Consider the following 13,464-nt stretch of genomic DNA (forward strand, 5'->3'; position numbering starts at 1 on the left):
GGTTGCAAGATGAAACTGCGCGATTCATGGATAATCTGCTTTTCGGTAAGCTGGCCGCCGTCCGATACCGGCTACTGAAGATTCCTCGATGCTCGAGGAGAGCGTCGGTAGACTTGTGCCATGACGACGGGGCTGGCTCTGGACCGCGACGCGATCGCGCGCGTGTGCCGCGCTCATGGCGTCAGTCGTCTCAGGGTCTTCGGATCCGCCATTTCCGAGCGCTTCGACGCCGAGCGGAGTGACGTCGACTTTCTCGTCGAGTTCGCCCCCGGCGCTGAGGATCCGTTCGAGGCCTACTTCGGGCTCAAGGAAGACCTCGAGGGTCTGCTCGGGCACAGGGTTGATCTTGTGATGTCGAGCGCGGTGCGCAATCCGCACTTTGCGGCGTCGGTATCCACCGGGGCCGAGGAAGTGTATGCGGCCTGAGTCTGCTGCGCTTCTGTGGGATATCCACGCCGCGGCCATTCGGATTGCGGAATTCATCGCGGGGAAAGACGGAACCAGCTACTCGACTGACGAACTCCGTCGGTCGGCAGTTGAACGTCAACTGGAGATCATCGGCGAAGCGCTGAAGAAGGTCCGAATCGCAGATCCGGAGACCGCGCAACGGGTTCCCGATATCGCTCGGATCATCGGGCTGCGAAACATTCTCGCGCACGGGTACGCCGTGGTCGACGATGCCGTGGTGTGGAGCGCCGCATCACAGCGCGTGCCCGAGTTGCTCGCAGTGGTCGACCAACTTCTCGCCGACTGACCGTGGCCTGGAGCGATCGTCGCCTACCTGGGTTCTACAGGGCGAGCGGTCGGTTGGCCGCTCGCCCTGTGCCGTGAACAGCGCTCAGTTGGCCGCAGAGACCGGTGAACGTTCGATTGTCGGGCCTCCTCAGCATTGACGTTCGAGCTGCGCGCGGGTTGAACGCAGCTATGCGCACACTGCAGTGGTAGCGCAGCTGCGTTCGAGGCGCGCAACGCGTCCCGCCGGACTCCCCGTCGGGCCTCCCTCACAGGCTGTTAAACCAGCACCCGGTCCACAATTTGCTCTCATCACTCTTCGCGCCACTCGCATCGGAGGTGAGATTGCCTATGCCAAAGTCCGCGAAGAGAAGAAGACCTAACAGTTCCGCGCATGCCCCGGCCAAGTCGGTGGCCCGTCGATCCGTCGCTGCTGGGCCCACGAAGCCCAGCGGGTCGAGCCCCATATCGGAGGTTGTGAACCGAGCAGCCGATGAATTTATGGCGTACACGAAAGCGCGCCCCGTTGCGTTGTTGACCGATGAGGAGCTCGTGGCACATCTGAAAGCCTTGTCGGAGTTCTCGCGGGACCTCGACGAGCTGCGCGCGAAACTCCTTTCAGAAATGGTTCGGCGCGTAATGCTGGACCCGTGGAGATACGTGGTGAGCTACGCAATGATTGAGCGCAAATCGTGAGTACTGACGTTCCAGGCCATACGGCCAAGCTTCCCGTCAGACCCCTCCGTTAGGGTTAAAGGAGTCCCTGCCCCACCCGGCAACCCCCAATCGGAGGAGCACCATGCCCACCACAGTCTCAGGCGTCATCGCCCGCTCGAAGGGCGCGCCGGTCGAACTGGTCGACATCGTCATTCCCGACCCCGGCCCAGGCGAAGTCATCGTCGACATCGACACGTGCGGCGTTTGCCACACCGACTTCCACTACAAGGAAGGCGGTATCAACGACGACTTCCCCTTCCTGCTCGGACATGAAGCCGCCGGACGCGTCAGCGTCATCGGCGAAGGCGTCACCCACGTTGCCGTCGGCGACTTCGTGGTGCTCAACTGGCGCGCCGTCTGCGGCGAATGCCGCGCCTGCAAGCGCGCCGAGCCCTGGTACTGCTTCAACACCTTCAACGCCACCCAGAAGATGACCCTCACCGACGGCACCGAGCTCACGCCGGCCCTCGGCATCGGCGCCTTCGCCGAGAAGACCCTCGTGCACGCCAAGCAATGCACCAAGGTCAACCCGGATGCCGACCCCGCAGCCGTCGGCCTGCTCGGCTGCGGCATCATGGCCGGCATCGGCGCGGCAATGAACACGGGCAACGTCAGCTACGGTGACTCGGTTGCCGTCATCGGCTGTGGCGGGGTGGGGGATGCCGCGGTCGTGGGATCACGCCTGGCCGGAGCATCCGTCATCATCGCCATCGACCGCGACGCTAAGAAGCTCGACAAGGCGCAGCAGCTCGGCGCCACCCACGTCATTGACTCGTCCCAGCTCGATGAGGAGGGCGTCGTCGCAGCCGTGCAGGCGCTCACCGGCGGATTCGGCGCCAACGTCGTCATCGACGCGGTCGGCCGCCCCGAAACCTGGCGCCAGGCGTTCTACGCCCGCGACCTCGCCGGCACCGTCGTACTGGTCGGCGTGCCGAACCCCGACATGATGCTCGAGATTCCGCTGCTCGATGTCTTCGGGCGCGGCGGCTCGCTCAAGTCCAGCTGGTACGGCGACTGCCTGCCGGAGCGCGACTTCCCGATGCTCACTGACCTCTACCTGCAGGGCCGGCTGCCGCTCGACGAATTCGTCAGCGAGAAGATCGGCATCGACGAGATTGAGGCCGCCTTCGAGAAGATGGCCCGCGGCGACGTGCTGCGCTCGGTGGTGGTGCTCTGATGTCTGCTGGCTCCGCCACTTCCGCACGCATTGACCACCTCGTCACCGTCGGCACCTTCAGCCTCGACGGCGGCACCTGGGATCTCGACAACAACGTCTGGATCATCGGCAACGACACCGAATGCGTCGTTATCGATGCAGCCCACGACGCCGACGCGATCCTCAAGGCTGTCGGCGACCGCACGCTGCTGGCCGTGCTGTGCACCCACGGGCACAACGACCACATCGGTGCGGCCGGCGCCGTGCACGCGGCAACGGATGCCCCGGTCTGGCTGCACCCGGACGACACCATGCTGTGGGAGATGGTGTATCCGGCGGATGCGGCGGATGCGGCTGATTCGGCAGCTGAGGCTGGTGCAGCTGTTGCGACTGCCGCTGCCCCCCTGCGCCCGATCGCCCTGGCCGACGGCCAGCGCATCGCCGTCGCCGGCATCGAGCTTGAGGTGCTGCACACGCCAGGACACTCGCCCGGGTCGGTGTGCTTCTACGCGCCGGACCTCGGCACGGTCTTCAGCGGAGACACGCTGTTCCACGGCGGACCGGGCGCGACAGGTCGCTCGTTCAGCGACTTCCCGACGATCATCGAGTCGATCACCAACAAGCTGCTGACGCTGCCGGCCGACACCGTGGTGCGCACCGGACACGGCCAGACCACGCTGATTGGCGACGAGGCGCCCCAGCGCGAGGAGTGGATCGCGCGCGGGCATTAACCGCTGCTGCTGGTTGAGGAAGGCCGGCCACGGCCGCCTCGAAAGCTCGTGCGCGCTAACCTCTTCTGCTAACCGCTGCCGCTAACCGCTTCTGTTGAGCGCGGCATCGCAACGCAAAACGCCCCGGCGATCTTTCGATCACCGGGGCGTTCGGCATGCTGTCGTGAGCAATACCCGACCATGCTGTGCCGAACTGCGGAGAATGTCTGCACTTCGCACATCTTGGGCCCGAATCAGCCCGAATTTGCAAGAATCTCCGCCGTTAGGCACGTGTTGCCACGTATACGCGACGTGCTTGGGTCTCGAGACGGCCTGGCGGCCTCCTCAACCAGCGGAGGACAGCTCAGCTACGCCACCGACTCCGCACTGCACCTCGGCAGCACCCAGCCCGGGCGTGCGAAGTGGCAGGTGTATCCATTCGGGTACTTCTCGAGGTAGTCCTGGTGCTCTGGCTCTGCCTCCCAGAACGGGCCGGCCGGCGCGATCTCCGTGACGACCTTGCCTGGCCAGAGCCCGGAGGCGTCGACGTCGGCGATAGTGTCGCGAGCGATGGCATCCTGCTCGGGGCTTGTCGGGAAGATCGCCGACCTGTAGCTCATGCCGACGTCATTGCCCTGACGGTTGCGGGTCGACGGGTCGTGTACCTGGAAGAAGAACTCCAGCAGCTCGCGGTAGCTCGTCTGTGTCGGGTCGAAGACGATCTCGATTGCCTCAGCGTGCGTGCCGTGGTGGCGGTACGTGGCGTTCGGCACGTCGCCGCCGCTGTAGCCGACGCGGGTGGAGAGGATGCCGGGACGCTTGCGGATGAGGTCCTGCATGCCCCAGAAACATCCGCCAGCGAGAATGGCGGTTTCGGTCGCGGTTGTCATTATGCGTTCTCCTTCGGGGAGCTGTCGGGTGGGGTGGAATCGGATGAGGGGGAATCAGACGAGGGGGAATCGGATGAGGGGGAGCCCGCCGTCGCCGGGAACAGCGAACGGTACTTCCCGTAGCCCTCAGCGTCGAGATCGGAGACCGGGATGAAGCGCAGCGCCGCTGAATTCATGCAGTAACGCAGACCACCGGCATCCGCTGGTCCGTCGTCGAAGACGTGTCCGAGATGGCTATTGGCACCCGACGAGCGTACCTCGGTGCGCTTCAGGAACAGGGCGCGGTCGGTTTTTGTGGTGACGGCATCCGGTTCGATGGGCTTGGTGAAGCTCGGCCAGCCGGTGCGGCTGTCGTACTTATCGGTCGAGGCGAAGAGGGGCTGCCCCGAGACGATGTCGACGTAGATTCCGGGCTCGTGATTGTTCCAATACGCGTTGCGGAAGGCGGGCTCCGTGCCCTCCTCCTGCGTGACCTGATACTGGGCGGGCGTGAGGCGAGCGAGCGCCTCGGGAGTCTTGCGGTAGTCGGGTGACATGTCATTCCTCCTTGTCGGCGGCGCTGGCTGCGTCGCGCTGACGCCTGATCGTTGGCGTCATCTGAGTGAACCGCGGGGGAGCGGATGCTGTTCCGCCCAGGCTGGGAGCCAGCTGTGGGTTTGGCGGCGCGAAAACGGATGCGGCACAACCGAATGATCGGCGTGGAGCCAAAACTCAGGAGTCGGGAGCAGAGTCCGAAGTAATCCGGTACTTTTTGTAACCAATTCAGGGGGTAGAGATGTACTTTCACGTGCAACGACTTATCAACGATATTGAGCAGGATGAGCCAGATCCCGCCGCAGCCAATGCCTTGCAGGAGGGCCTCGGCGGCCAGTTCGGCGAGATGCGCACCATGATGCAATACCTCTTTCAGGCGATGAACTTTCGCGGACCGGCGGCGAAGCCGTATCGCGATCTGATTCAGGGGGTGGGTACCGAGGAGATCAGCCACGTTGAGCTCATCGGCACCACCATCTCTCGCCTTCTTGACGGCTCCCCGCGCTATCAGGGCAAGCCCACCGATCCGCTGGATGCGCCAGGGGCTGGCGGTTCAGTCCCGCTGAGCATTGCGCTCGATCACAGCAACATCCACCACTATCTCGTTGGTGCTCAGGGCGCATTGCCCGTGGATGCTGCCGGCAACCCGTGGAGTGGTAGCTACGTTTACAACTCCGGGAACCTGGTGCTCGACCTGGTGTACAACTTGATGCTGGAATCCACTGGGCGGCTGCAGAAATGCCGGATCTACGAGATGACCGACAACAAGACCGCGCGGTCGACGATTGCCTATCTCATCGTTCGTGACCAGGCGCACGAGAACGCCTATGCCAAGGCGTTGGAGTCTTTGGGCGTGGAGTGGAACAAGCTCTTGCCGATTCCCAAGACGAACGCCGAGCAGTTCCCCGAGGTGAAGAAGCTGGTAGACCTTGGCCTGCAAAGCAAGCAATACACCTTCGATCTCGCTGGCCAGTCCGAAGCGGGCAAGATCTTCCAGGGGCTGTCGCCGTCCAAAGACGGCACAAACCTGGATGCCAGCGAACAGGCTCCCGAGGGAGTTCCGTCAACCATCGCCAAGGAGCGTTTCGAGGAGTTTGCGCCTGGGCTCGATCCCGAACTGCTCAAGCTGATCCAGGCCACGGCTGATATGGAGCTCGCTGAAGTCGATGCGATGTTCGGCCCAGTTTCCAAGAAGAAGAAATAGACAGTCGTTCGACGCGTCTACTTAAGCGGCCAGGTCTCACGCGAGAGACCTGGCCGCTTTGGATGCATCCGGAGCGCCGGATTCGGTGCGGTTGAGCGTAATTGTCGTCGAGTGTCGCCGTTTGTGCCGAGGGTCGCCGCTACGACAGCGATTCTCGGTCGGAACGGCGATTGTCGATAGATATCTAGGCGCTAGAGCAACGGATGCGTGGATCGCTCAACCACGAGTGCTGCGAGCGGTGTGGCGAACACGGCAAAAGCGATCAGGTTTAGCACTACCGTCACCCAGAATGCTGCCCGAAAACTGGCCTTCTTGGTTTTGTGCCGCAGCGTCTGCTGGGCGACGATCGCGCCGGGCCAACCGCCGATGACGCCGAGCAGCAGCAGTGTGTTCTCCGATATGCGCCAGCGCCCGTTCGTCGCAGCGGACTTGTCGATCGCGTAGACGATGAAGCTCACGATGCTCGCTGCCAGGTACAGGCCCGCCACCCAGAGAGGCAGCGGCCAGAGTGCATTCACGGCAAGGTATCCGGCCACAAAGATGACGACCATGATGTAGTCGGCGAACGGCGATGTCCGACGGGAACGACCGCGCCGTGGGTTGGTGCCGGGCGCACTCGACGACCCCTGTGGCCGCCTCACGCGCTGCCCATGACCGACCGGCCGCACACGCGCCGCCCGATCCTTGCCCTCAGCCGTGTGCTCAAGGTCAAAGGTGAGTTCTGTGCCGATCTGCGGCCGGCCGGGCCCTGGGGGAAACGCCTTGATGTGCACGAAAATCCGCTCCGTGCCCTCTTCAGGGGAGATGAAACCGAATCCGCGCTCGTCGTTCCACGAGGCCAACGTCCCGCTCAGTCGCTTAGTCGTTGAGCTCATCCTCAGAGCGTAGCGTTCTCGGCTTGTGGCCTAGCCGAGGACCGACACGAGGGCGTTGCAACAAGCCCAACCCGCGCCGACAACTTATCTACGGCTCGCCTACTTGTCATCGCCGTTGGTCTGGCCGGTCGTCTTGCGGCGGCGACGCCCCAGGAAGAATACGACCGCGCCGACCGCCAGCAGTATTGCGCCGAAGATCAGCGGAGCAGCGAGGTTGGCACCGGTCGACGCCAACGACGTCGACGCCGTCGGAGTGACAGCTGCTGATGTGGGCTGAATCGAGGCGGGCGGCGCGGGCGTCGGCGCCGGAATGACGGGCGTACCAGCACCCGGGATGGGGCCAGTAGTCGAGACGGCGCCGACGGACTGGTTTGCCAGTACAGAGAACCAGATGGTTTGGCTGAGTGGCGTGCCATCGGCGGCGGTCGCTTCAACGACCAGACGGTGGGATCCTGGCTCGACGTGAGCCGGCAGGGCGGTGGTCGCGGTGTACGCACCTGCCGCATCCGCTGAACCGGCGTGAAGCACAACGGGCGTGGAGTGCATGGTCACGGTGACGGGCGAGCCCGGCGCCAGACCGATGGCGGACACGTTCACGGCTGTGCCGCCGACCAGGGTGCCGACAACGAAGTCAGTGGCGATGTCGAGAGTCGGTTCGACGACGGGAGGGATCACGACGGGAGGGATCACGACGGGAGGGACTACGACGGGAGGGACTACGACGGGAGGGACTACGACGGGAGGGAGCGCAGCACGGGTCAGTATGACCGAGTAGGTCTTGAGGGTCGTCCCGTTTTGTGCAGTGACCACGACCGTGACGGCGTTGTCGCCGACACTCAAGCTGACGGGTGCGGATGCATCGCCACTGACAACCGGCCTGCCGTTCACTCTGACGGATGCGGTGGCATCCGCAACTGTTGGGGTGACCGTCAGGGAGTCGGTCGCGTTGCCGACCGATGCCGTGTAGCTGGTTGTGCCGGCCGCGAATGCTGGGTCGAGCGTTCCGTCCGACAGTGTCAGGCTGGCGAGGTCGGCGACTGCCGAGGCGGCGCGAGTGATGACGACGGTGTAAACGGTGGTGGTTGTGCCGTCCTGGGCGGTGACCACGACGGTGACCGCCGTGTCGCCGATCGCGAGTGCGACGGGTGCGGATGCAGCGCCGCTGACAGCTAGCCTGCCGTTCACTCTGACGGATGCGGTGGCATCCGCAACTGTCGGGGTGACCGTCAGGGAGTCGGTCGCGTTGCCGACCGATGCCGTGTAGCTGGTCGTGCCGGCCGCGAATGCCGGGTCGAGCGTTCCGTCCGACAGTGTCAGGCTGGCGAGGTCGGCGACTGCCGAGGCAGCGCGACTGATGGTCACCGTGTAGGTCTTTGTGGTCGTCCCGTCGTATGCGGTGACAACGGTGGTGATGGTGTTGCTGCCGACGTTCAGGGCGATGGCGCGGGAAGCTTCTCCGCTGGTGGTCCTGACGCCGTTGACCCCAACGGAGGCATTGGTATCGGTCAGGGTTGGAGTGACGGTGACTGAAGTCGTTGCATTGCTGACGGATGCCGTGTAGCTGGTTGTGCTGGCGGCGAATGCTGGGCTGAGCGTGCCGGCGCTGATGGAAAAGGCGCTGAGGTTGGCGTTAGTCGAGGCGCCGGCGGCGCGGGTGATGGTGACCGTGTAGGACTTTGTGGTCGTCCCGTCTTGTGCCGTGACAACGGTGGTGATGGTGTTGGGGCCGACGGCAAGGTCGATGGCGCCGGAAGCTGAGCCGCTGGACACTGCCACACCGTTGACCGCAACCGAGGCATTGGCATCGGCCACTGTCGGAGTGACCGTGACCGACGTCGTTGCGTTGCTGACGGATGCCGTGTAGCTGGTCGTGCTTGGCGCGAACGTGCGGCTCAGCGTGGCGGCGCTCAGCAAGAGTGCGCTGAGGTAGGCGTTGGACGAGGCGGCGCGGGTGATGGTGACCGTGTAGGACTTTGTGGTCGTCCCGTCTTGTGCCGTGACAACGGTGGTGATGGTGTTGGGGCCGACGGCAAGGGCGATGGCACCGGATGCGTTTCCGCTGGCGATGCTGACGCCATTGACCCTGACGGAGGCATTGGCATCGACTGCTGTCGGGGTGACCGTGACCGACATCGTTGCGTTGCTGACGTATGCCGTGTAGCTGGTCGTACTGGCGGCGAATGCTGGGCTGAGCGTGCCGGCGCTGATGGAAAGTGCGCTGAGATCGGGGGTAGCGGCGGGGGCGCGGGTGATGGTGACCGTGTAGGCGTTCGTGGTCGTCCCGTCTTCTGCGGTGACGACGGTGGTGATGGTGTTGGGGCCGACGGCAAGGGCGATGGCACCGGATGCGTTTCCGCTGGTGATGCTGACGCCATTGACCCTGACGGAGGCATTGGCATCGGCCGCTGTCGGGGTGACCGTAATCGCTGTCGTTGCATTGCTGACGGATGCCGTGTAGCTGGTCGTGTTGGCGAGGAACGCTGTGTTGAGCGTGCCGCTGCTGAGCGAGAGTGTGCTGAGGTCGGCGTTGGCCGAGGCGGCGCGGGTGATGGTGACCGTGTAGGTTGTTCCGTCTGCTCCCCCCGGCGCGATCGTAGCGATGGTGATGACAGTGCTGCCGACTAGCAGGCCGATGGCGCCGGATGCACTCCCGTTGTTGGAGCTGACACCGTTGACCGTCAGGGAGATCCAGGGATCGACCAGGAGCGGGGTGACCTTGACCGACGTCGTTGCATTGCTGACGGATGCCGTGTAGCTGGTCGTACCCGGCGCGAACGCCGGGCTGAGCGTGCCCGCGCTGAGCGAGAGCGCCCTGAGCGACGTATCAGTTGCGGCGTTCGCCGGTGCGGCGGCCATGGTCGACAGGCCAGAGATGGCGAGGACGGCGACGAGCGCCATGGCACTCAGGCGGAGGGAGGTGAGGCGAAAGGCACGCATGGAAACGAATTTACAGGACGCAACAGTTCGTAGCGGTTCAGATTGGCGAACGCGCCCGAACTGGGGGTACTGCGCCCGCGGCCGCTAGCCGATCAGGATGCTGAACTCGAGAAAGCCCTCAACCTCTCTAACGATCACGTTCAACCCGGCCACGGCCGGGCACCGTCAGTCGTGACCCACCGACCGCCGGCTCATTAACGCGGCCGTCAGGAAGCACGCGGCGCCGAGAAACGTTCCGAGATTCGCCCAGAACAGGCTCACAAGGTCATCCGTTTCAGGGATCACGAAAGCGCCGATCGCCGAGATGCCGAAGAAGACCGACCCGAGCAAATTGAGCCACGTGCAGCGCCAGGTGCGAGCGCGGGGGTCCCAGAGCCGGTCACGCTCCGTGGTCGCAACCACGGCGAAAACGCTCGCAACGAGGAAGCAGACCGAGCCAAAGGCATCCGGTCGCCATCCGCTGTTCACCTGTGACTCGCTGTTCACCGCCGTGATGAGGGCTTCGGTCGTACTGACGTTGAAGAAGAGCGTGCCGAGGAATTGCACGGCCGCCCCCCACCAGTCGAATGCGTCAGGCCGATTCATCGCGTGATGCGGCGGGCGACGACCGCTCAAGCTGAGCTGGATGAAGGCCGCAGCGGTGAAGAACAGTGCTCCGATGAAGAAGGTGACGTCATCGATCGGTGTGCCGACCGCGAGCGCATAGAACGGCACCGCCCCAATGAGGAAGCAGACCGAACCGATGGCGAACCCCCAGGCTTCGCGTCGCAATCGGATAGTTCGCTGGTGGGCCACGCCGCTGCTGCTTCGCCCGTGCGGCTCTGCGCCCTAGCCGATCAACTGGCTGAACGCTTCGGGCAATATGACGTTCGGGGACGCTCCGACGAACAGCGGAGCGATCTGCGCCGGTCGGTAGCCCGCGATCCCGCAGCCGATTTCTGTGACGAGAAAACGCAGCTCGGGATGCGCAGAGGCGAAGCTCACGAAGCCGGCGACCTCGACAACGATCACGTCGAACCCGCTCATGGTATCGATGGCATACGAACTGCCATGCAGGCCGTGGCCTTCACCCCACAGCGCCCCGAACTTGTCGGCGGCGAGTGCAGCGGCCCCTGCAACGTGCTGGCCACTGGCATTGGAGCCGAATACGAATACTTCGCCAGGCGCGAGTTCGGTGATCCTCATGGCGCGAGTCTAGATCGGCCTCCACTGCCTGCATAGTGGGTTGCCCGAACAGGACAAAACAGCCAGCCAAAGCCATGCGAATTGGATTTCGTCCATGATTCAGCGGCGGCCGACGGTACCCCGAAGACAGATCGAGAGGAGTCGTGAATCCCTCCTGCGCGCACGGCATACTCGATCCGTGACCAACCTCAACGCGGCTCCAACGCTCTCACTCGATGGTGCGCTGTTCACGCTCACCCAGACTTCGGGGCGTTCGTATTCCCTGATCAGGTTTCATCAGCACAACGCGATGGTCTGGGGGGAGTACCTGGGTGATGCCTCCAGTCCTGGCCGTTTCGTCGGGAGGCTGACCGGCGATCTTCTTGAAATGCAGTTCGTGCACGCCGAATCTGAATCCGGCCAATCCGGCCAGCTGACATATGGCCGTGCAACCGCGCTGATCGACTCCTCGGGCAAAACGGTGCAGTTGGTATCCCAATCTCCGGGCGCTGAAGACTCGACGGTCACAACGGTGTGGGCACAGTCGATGGCGACCGAAGAGACCGCCGAGGCCTTCGATACCGCCTTTGGGCTTGCATCCGCTCGGCACAGTGGTGACAACATGATCGACGACACCGAATTCGTACTGTTGTCATCGACGGCCAGTGAGGTCAACCATGAGTCGCCGTCTCGTTTCTTCTTTCACGAGGCCGCCGGCATTGTCTGGGCCGAGTACGAAGGCGACACCGTAACCTTCGGCTACACCGTCGGTTTTCGCGTCGGCAACATGCTGCAGGAGTGGTTCGTGCACGAGGTGAAGGCAACCGGCGCAACGCTCATCGGCGACAGCGCCAGCCAGATCGAAATGCGAGCGGATGGCCAGCTCGAGTTGAAGGAAGACTTCGTGCTCGACGGCGTTCCTGGCTACAGCATCTGCGTCGAGGTTTAGCCCGCTCGCTATCTACCGCGAGACGCTGCCAGCTTGGTCTCCAGCGCTGTCTCGTTGGGAAGGAACCAGACGTGCTCGCCCCGGTTCGACTCCCAGACGAAGTCGCCCAACGCTGTGCTTGCTGCGACAAACTCACTGATGTCGCCGATCACCGCAAGTTTGACCTGGTAGTTCACCAGCTTCTGAGTTATCTCCCCGGCGAGAAGCGAACTCAGGTCGAAGAAAAGCGGGTCGAGCCTGGCGACGGGAATCGCGATCAGGCTCACGTGGTTGATCCAGGCGTTACTGATGAGATCGGACGTGTCGTCAGAAGTTGAGACGAGCGGGCCGTTTGCCTCGAGGTGCATGACTCGAAAATCGTCGGTGCCGTTCTCAGCGCTGTCAGTGGTGCCGTCGTTATTCATGCAGCGAGCGTAGAACGACGATGCGAGCGGATGGGGATTGTTACGCAGACAGATTGTTACTCGGACCAGACGCCCACCAGATTGCTACGCAGGCCACGCGCCGATGATGAGCGCCATGACGATGAGTGTCACGAACTCGTGGGCGATGTTGAGAATCGTCAGACCCGCAGGTCGCTGATCGAACGCATCATGAGTGATGAACCGAGCAGCGGTGAATCCGGCCCAGAGCACGACGGTCGTCAGGAGAGTGATGGCCAGGAAGCTGCCACCGTAGAAGTCCCAGGCGATAAATGCGGCACCGGCCAGCACCCACGCCGTGATGAAGCTCACAAGCACCGTCACAATGATTGGACCGGCAGCATCCGATGCCTTACCTGATGGGGTGACCCCCGCAGCCTTCATCCAGTAGTTGCCGAAGACTTTTGGGGTGTACCAGATCGAGCCGACGATCATGCTCGAGAGCGTGGCCAGTATCACTGCCCAATAGTTGATGTCGGGGAGCATGATCGTCCTCTCGTGACGCATCAGTGGGTCGGGGTCTGCTGGCAGGATCCCCTGTGATCCAGAAGTCTATGACCATGGAGCGTTCTGTAACAGAAATGCTGATGGGTGGCCACATTTCCCGGATTATGTGCGCGCTCGCGCTACAGTGCGAGTGCGCACATATGAGGCGTGCCGATTCTGCCCACGAGAGCGTTCTGCTCATTCAGATACCCCTGGAGAACCATGACCGACCTGAACAACGCGCCGGCCTACTACCCGTCGCCGACCGCGTATTCCGCCCAGCCCGCTGTGTCGAACAAATCGTTCGTTGCCAACTGGCTGCTGGCGCTGCTGCTCGGCACGCTGGGCATCGACCGGTTCTACCTGGGCAAGATCGGCACAGGCATCCTCAAACTCATCACCTTCGGTGGCTTCGGAATCTGGACGCTCATCGACCTCATCCTTGCGCTGACCGGTTCAACCCGTGACAAGCAGGGGCTGCCGCTGGCCGGGTACGACGAGAACAAGAAGATCGCACTCATCGTGACGCTGATCCTCGTGGTGCTGAGCGCAATCAGCAGTGGAATCTCAACTGCCACATACCTGACTCAGGTGACCGGCTAATCAATTCGTTATTGTGCCGGGCGCTTGCACACCAAGCGCCCGGTACACCAAGCGCCCGGTACGTCACCGCCCGGCACAGTGTCAG

Annotated in this window: 15 protein-coding genes; 7 read left to right on the forward strand and 8 right to left on the reverse strand. The window is 63.3% G+C overall.

The window, feature by feature from the left end; genetic code table 11:
• The first annotated feature begins 120 nt into the window (after nt 1–120).
• From ACMT3I_RS01810 to ACMT3I_RS01825, 4 genes are all read left to right on the forward strand, one after another.
• Entirely contained in the window at nt 121–426 is a 306-nt protein-coding gene (locus tag ACMT3I_RS01810) for a nucleotidyltransferase family protein (RefSeq protein ID WP_414802729.1), read from the forward strand.
• Nucleotides 416–754 (forward strand): DUF86 domain-containing protein, encoded by a 339-nt coding sequence (locus ACMT3I_RS01815; protein WP_414802730.1) that lies wholly within the window; start codon nt 416–418, stop codon nt 752–754. Before ACMT3I_RS01810 ends, ACMT3I_RS01815 begins: the two co-directional genes overlap by 11 nt.
• Nucleotides 755–1,531: 777 nt before the next feature.
• Nucleotides 1,532–2,626, forward strand: a complete 1,095-nt coding sequence (locus tag ACMT3I_RS01820; protein ID WP_414802731.1) for an S-(hydroxymethyl)mycothiol dehydrogenase — start codon at nt 1,532–1,534, stop codon at nt 2,624–2,626.
• Nucleotides 2,626–3,336, forward strand: coding sequence for an MBL fold metallo-hydrolase (locus tag ACMT3I_RS01825; RefSeq protein ID WP_414802732.1), 711 nt, complete (start codon nt 2,626–2,628; stop codon nt 3,334–3,336). Before ACMT3I_RS01820 ends, ACMT3I_RS01825 begins: the two co-directional genes overlap by 1 nt.
• A 347-nt stretch (nt 3,337–3,683) precedes the next feature.
• Here the strand turns inward: ACMT3I_RS01825 and msrA are convergent, their stop codons facing one another.
• Together msrA and msrB are read right to left on the reverse strand one after the other, a co-directional pair.
• The gene (gene msrA, locus ACMT3I_RS01830; RefSeq protein WP_414802733.1) at nt 3,684–4,205 is read right to left on the reverse strand and encodes a peptide-methionine (S)-S-oxide reductase MsrA; all 522 of its coding nucleotides are present in this window, start codon (nt 4,203–4,205) and stop codon (nt 3,684–3,686) included.
• A complete protein-coding gene (gene msrB / locus ACMT3I_RS01835; RefSeq protein WP_414802734.1) occupies nt 4,205–4,741 on the reverse strand; it encodes a peptide-methionine (R)-S-oxide reductase MsrB in 537 nt (178 codons plus the stop codon). The genes msrA and msrB overlap by 1 nt, the downstream gene beginning before the upstream one ends.
• A gap of 239 nt (nt 4,742–4,980) precedes the next feature.
• Between msrB and ACMT3I_RS01840 the strand changes: the two genes are divergently transcribed.
• The gene (locus ACMT3I_RS01840) at nt 4,981–5,943 is read left to right on the forward strand and encodes a manganese catalase family protein (protein ID WP_414802735.1); all 963 of its coding nucleotides are present in this window, start codon (nt 4,981–4,983) and stop codon (nt 5,941–5,943) included.
• Between the two features lie 191 nt (nt 5,944–6,134).
• Here ACMT3I_RS01840 and ACMT3I_RS01845 read toward each other — a convergent pair whose 3' ends face one another.
• The 4 genes from ACMT3I_RS01845 to ACMT3I_RS01860 all read right to left on the reverse strand — a co-directional run bounded on the left by ACMT3I_RS01845 (nt 6,135) and on the right by ACMT3I_RS01860 (nt 10,940).
• Nucleotides 6,135–6,818 (reverse strand): DUF1294 domain-containing protein, encoded by a 684-nt coding sequence (locus ACMT3I_RS01845; protein ID WP_414802736.1) that lies wholly within the window; start codon nt 6,816–6,818, stop codon nt 6,135–6,137.
• A gap of 99 nt (nt 6,819–6,917) precedes the next feature.
• Complete coding sequence (locus ACMT3I_RS01850; RefSeq protein WP_414802737.1) at nt 6,918–9,755, reverse strand: beta strand repeat-containing protein; 2,838 nt, start codon at nt 9,753–9,755, stop codon at nt 6,918–6,920.
• A 165-nt stretch (nt 9,756–9,920) separates the two neighbouring features.
• Nucleotides 9,921–10,550 (reverse strand): hypothetical protein, encoded by a 630-nt coding sequence (locus ACMT3I_RS01855; RefSeq protein WP_414802738.1) that lies wholly within the window; start codon nt 10,548–10,550, stop codon nt 9,921–9,923.
• Between the two features lie 33 nt (nt 10,551–10,583).
• Nucleotides 10,584–10,940, reverse strand: a complete 357-nt coding sequence (locus ACMT3I_RS01860) for a hypothetical protein (protein WP_414802739.1) — start codon at nt 10,938–10,940, stop codon at nt 10,584–10,586.
• A gap of 178 nt (nt 10,941–11,118) precedes the next feature.
• Between ACMT3I_RS01860 and ACMT3I_RS01865 the strand changes: the two genes are divergently transcribed.
• Nucleotides 11,119–11,868 carry a hypothetical protein gene (locus ACMT3I_RS01865; RefSeq protein ID WP_414802740.1) on the forward strand — a complete coding sequence of 250 codons (750 nt, stop codon included), beginning with the start codon at nt 11,119–11,121 and terminating at the stop codon, nt 11,866–11,868.
• 8 nt (nt 11,869–11,876) lie between these two features.
• Here ACMT3I_RS01865 and ACMT3I_RS01870 read toward each other — a convergent pair whose 3' ends face one another.
• Both ACMT3I_RS01870 and ACMT3I_RS01875 read right to left on the reverse strand, forming a co-directional pair.
• On the reverse strand, nt 11,877–12,272 hold the full coding sequence (locus tag ACMT3I_RS01870; protein WP_414802741.1) for a DUF4180 domain-containing protein: 396 nt from the start codon (nt 12,270–12,272) through the stop codon (nt 11,877–11,879).
• Nucleotides 12,273–12,356: 84 nt separating this feature from the next.
• Nucleotides 12,357–12,776: a DUF1761 domain-containing protein gene (locus ACMT3I_RS01875; protein ID WP_414802742.1), complete on the reverse strand. Its 420-nt coding sequence runs from the start codon at nt 12,774–12,776 to the stop codon at nt 12,357–12,359.
• Nucleotides 12,777–12,998: 222 nt separating this feature from the next.
• Between ACMT3I_RS01875 and ACMT3I_RS01880 the strand changes: the two genes are divergently transcribed.
• Entirely contained in the window at nt 12,999–13,379 is a 381-nt protein-coding gene (locus ACMT3I_RS01880) for a TM2 domain-containing protein (protein WP_414802743.1), read from the forward strand.
• Nucleotides 13,380–13,464 lie beyond the last annotated feature (85 nt).

Origin of the sequence: Leifsonia sp. A12D58 (assembly GCF_047530025.1) — a bacterium.
GTDB lineage: Bacteria > Actinomycetota > Actinomycetes > Actinomycetales > Microbacteriaceae > Cryobacterium.

Bases quoted from the DNA above. Each gene is read 5' to 3' on its own strand.
- ACMT3I_RS01810 (WP_414802729.1), top strand. From the start codon at position 121: ATGACGACGGGGCTGGCTCTGGACCGCGACGCGATCGCGCGCGTGTGC.
- ACMT3I_RS01815 (WP_414802730.1), top strand. From the start codon at position 416: ATGCGGCCTGAGTCTGCTGCGCTTCTGTGGGATATCCACGCCGCGGCC.
- ACMT3I_RS01820 (WP_414802731.1), top strand. From the start codon at position 1,532: ATGCCCACCACAGTCTCAGGCGTCATCGCCCGCTCGAAGGGCGCGCCG.
- ACMT3I_RS01825 (WP_414802732.1), top strand. From the start codon at position 2,626: ATGTCTGCTGGCTCCGCCACTTCCGCACGCATTGACCACCTCGTCACC.
- msrA (WP_414802733.1), bottom strand. From the start codon at position 4,205: ATGACAACCGCGACCGAAACCGCCATTCTCGCTGGCGGATGTTTCTGG.
- msrB (WP_414802734.1), bottom strand. From the start codon at position 4,741: ATGTCACCCGACTACCGCAAGACTCCCGAGGCGCTCGCTCGCCTCACG.
- ACMT3I_RS01840 (WP_414802735.1), top strand. From the start codon at position 4,981: ATGTACTTTCACGTGCAACGACTTATCAACGATATTGAGCAGGATGAG.
- ACMT3I_RS01845 (WP_414802736.1), bottom strand. From the start codon at position 6,818: ATGAGCTCAACGACTAAGCGACTGAGCGGGACGTTGGCCTCGTGGAAC.
- ACMT3I_RS01850 (WP_414802737.1), bottom strand. From the start codon at position 9,755: ATGCGTGCCTTTCGCCTCACCTCCCTCCGCCTGAGTGCCATGGCGCTC.
- ACMT3I_RS01860 (WP_414802739.1), bottom strand. From the start codon at position 10,940: ATGAGGATCACCGAACTCGCGCCTGGCGAAGTATTCGTATTCGGCTCC.
- ACMT3I_RS01870 (WP_414802741.1), bottom strand. From the start codon at position 12,272: ATGAATAACGACGGCACCACTGACAGCGCTGAGAACGGCACCGACGAT.
- ACMT3I_RS01875 (WP_414802742.1), bottom strand. From the start codon at position 12,776: ATGCTCCCCGACATCAACTATTGGGCAGTGATACTGGCCACGCTCTCG.
- ACMT3I_RS01880 (WP_414802743.1), top strand. From the start codon at position 12,999: ATGACCGACCTGAACAACGCGCCGGCCTACTACCCGTCGCCGACCGCG.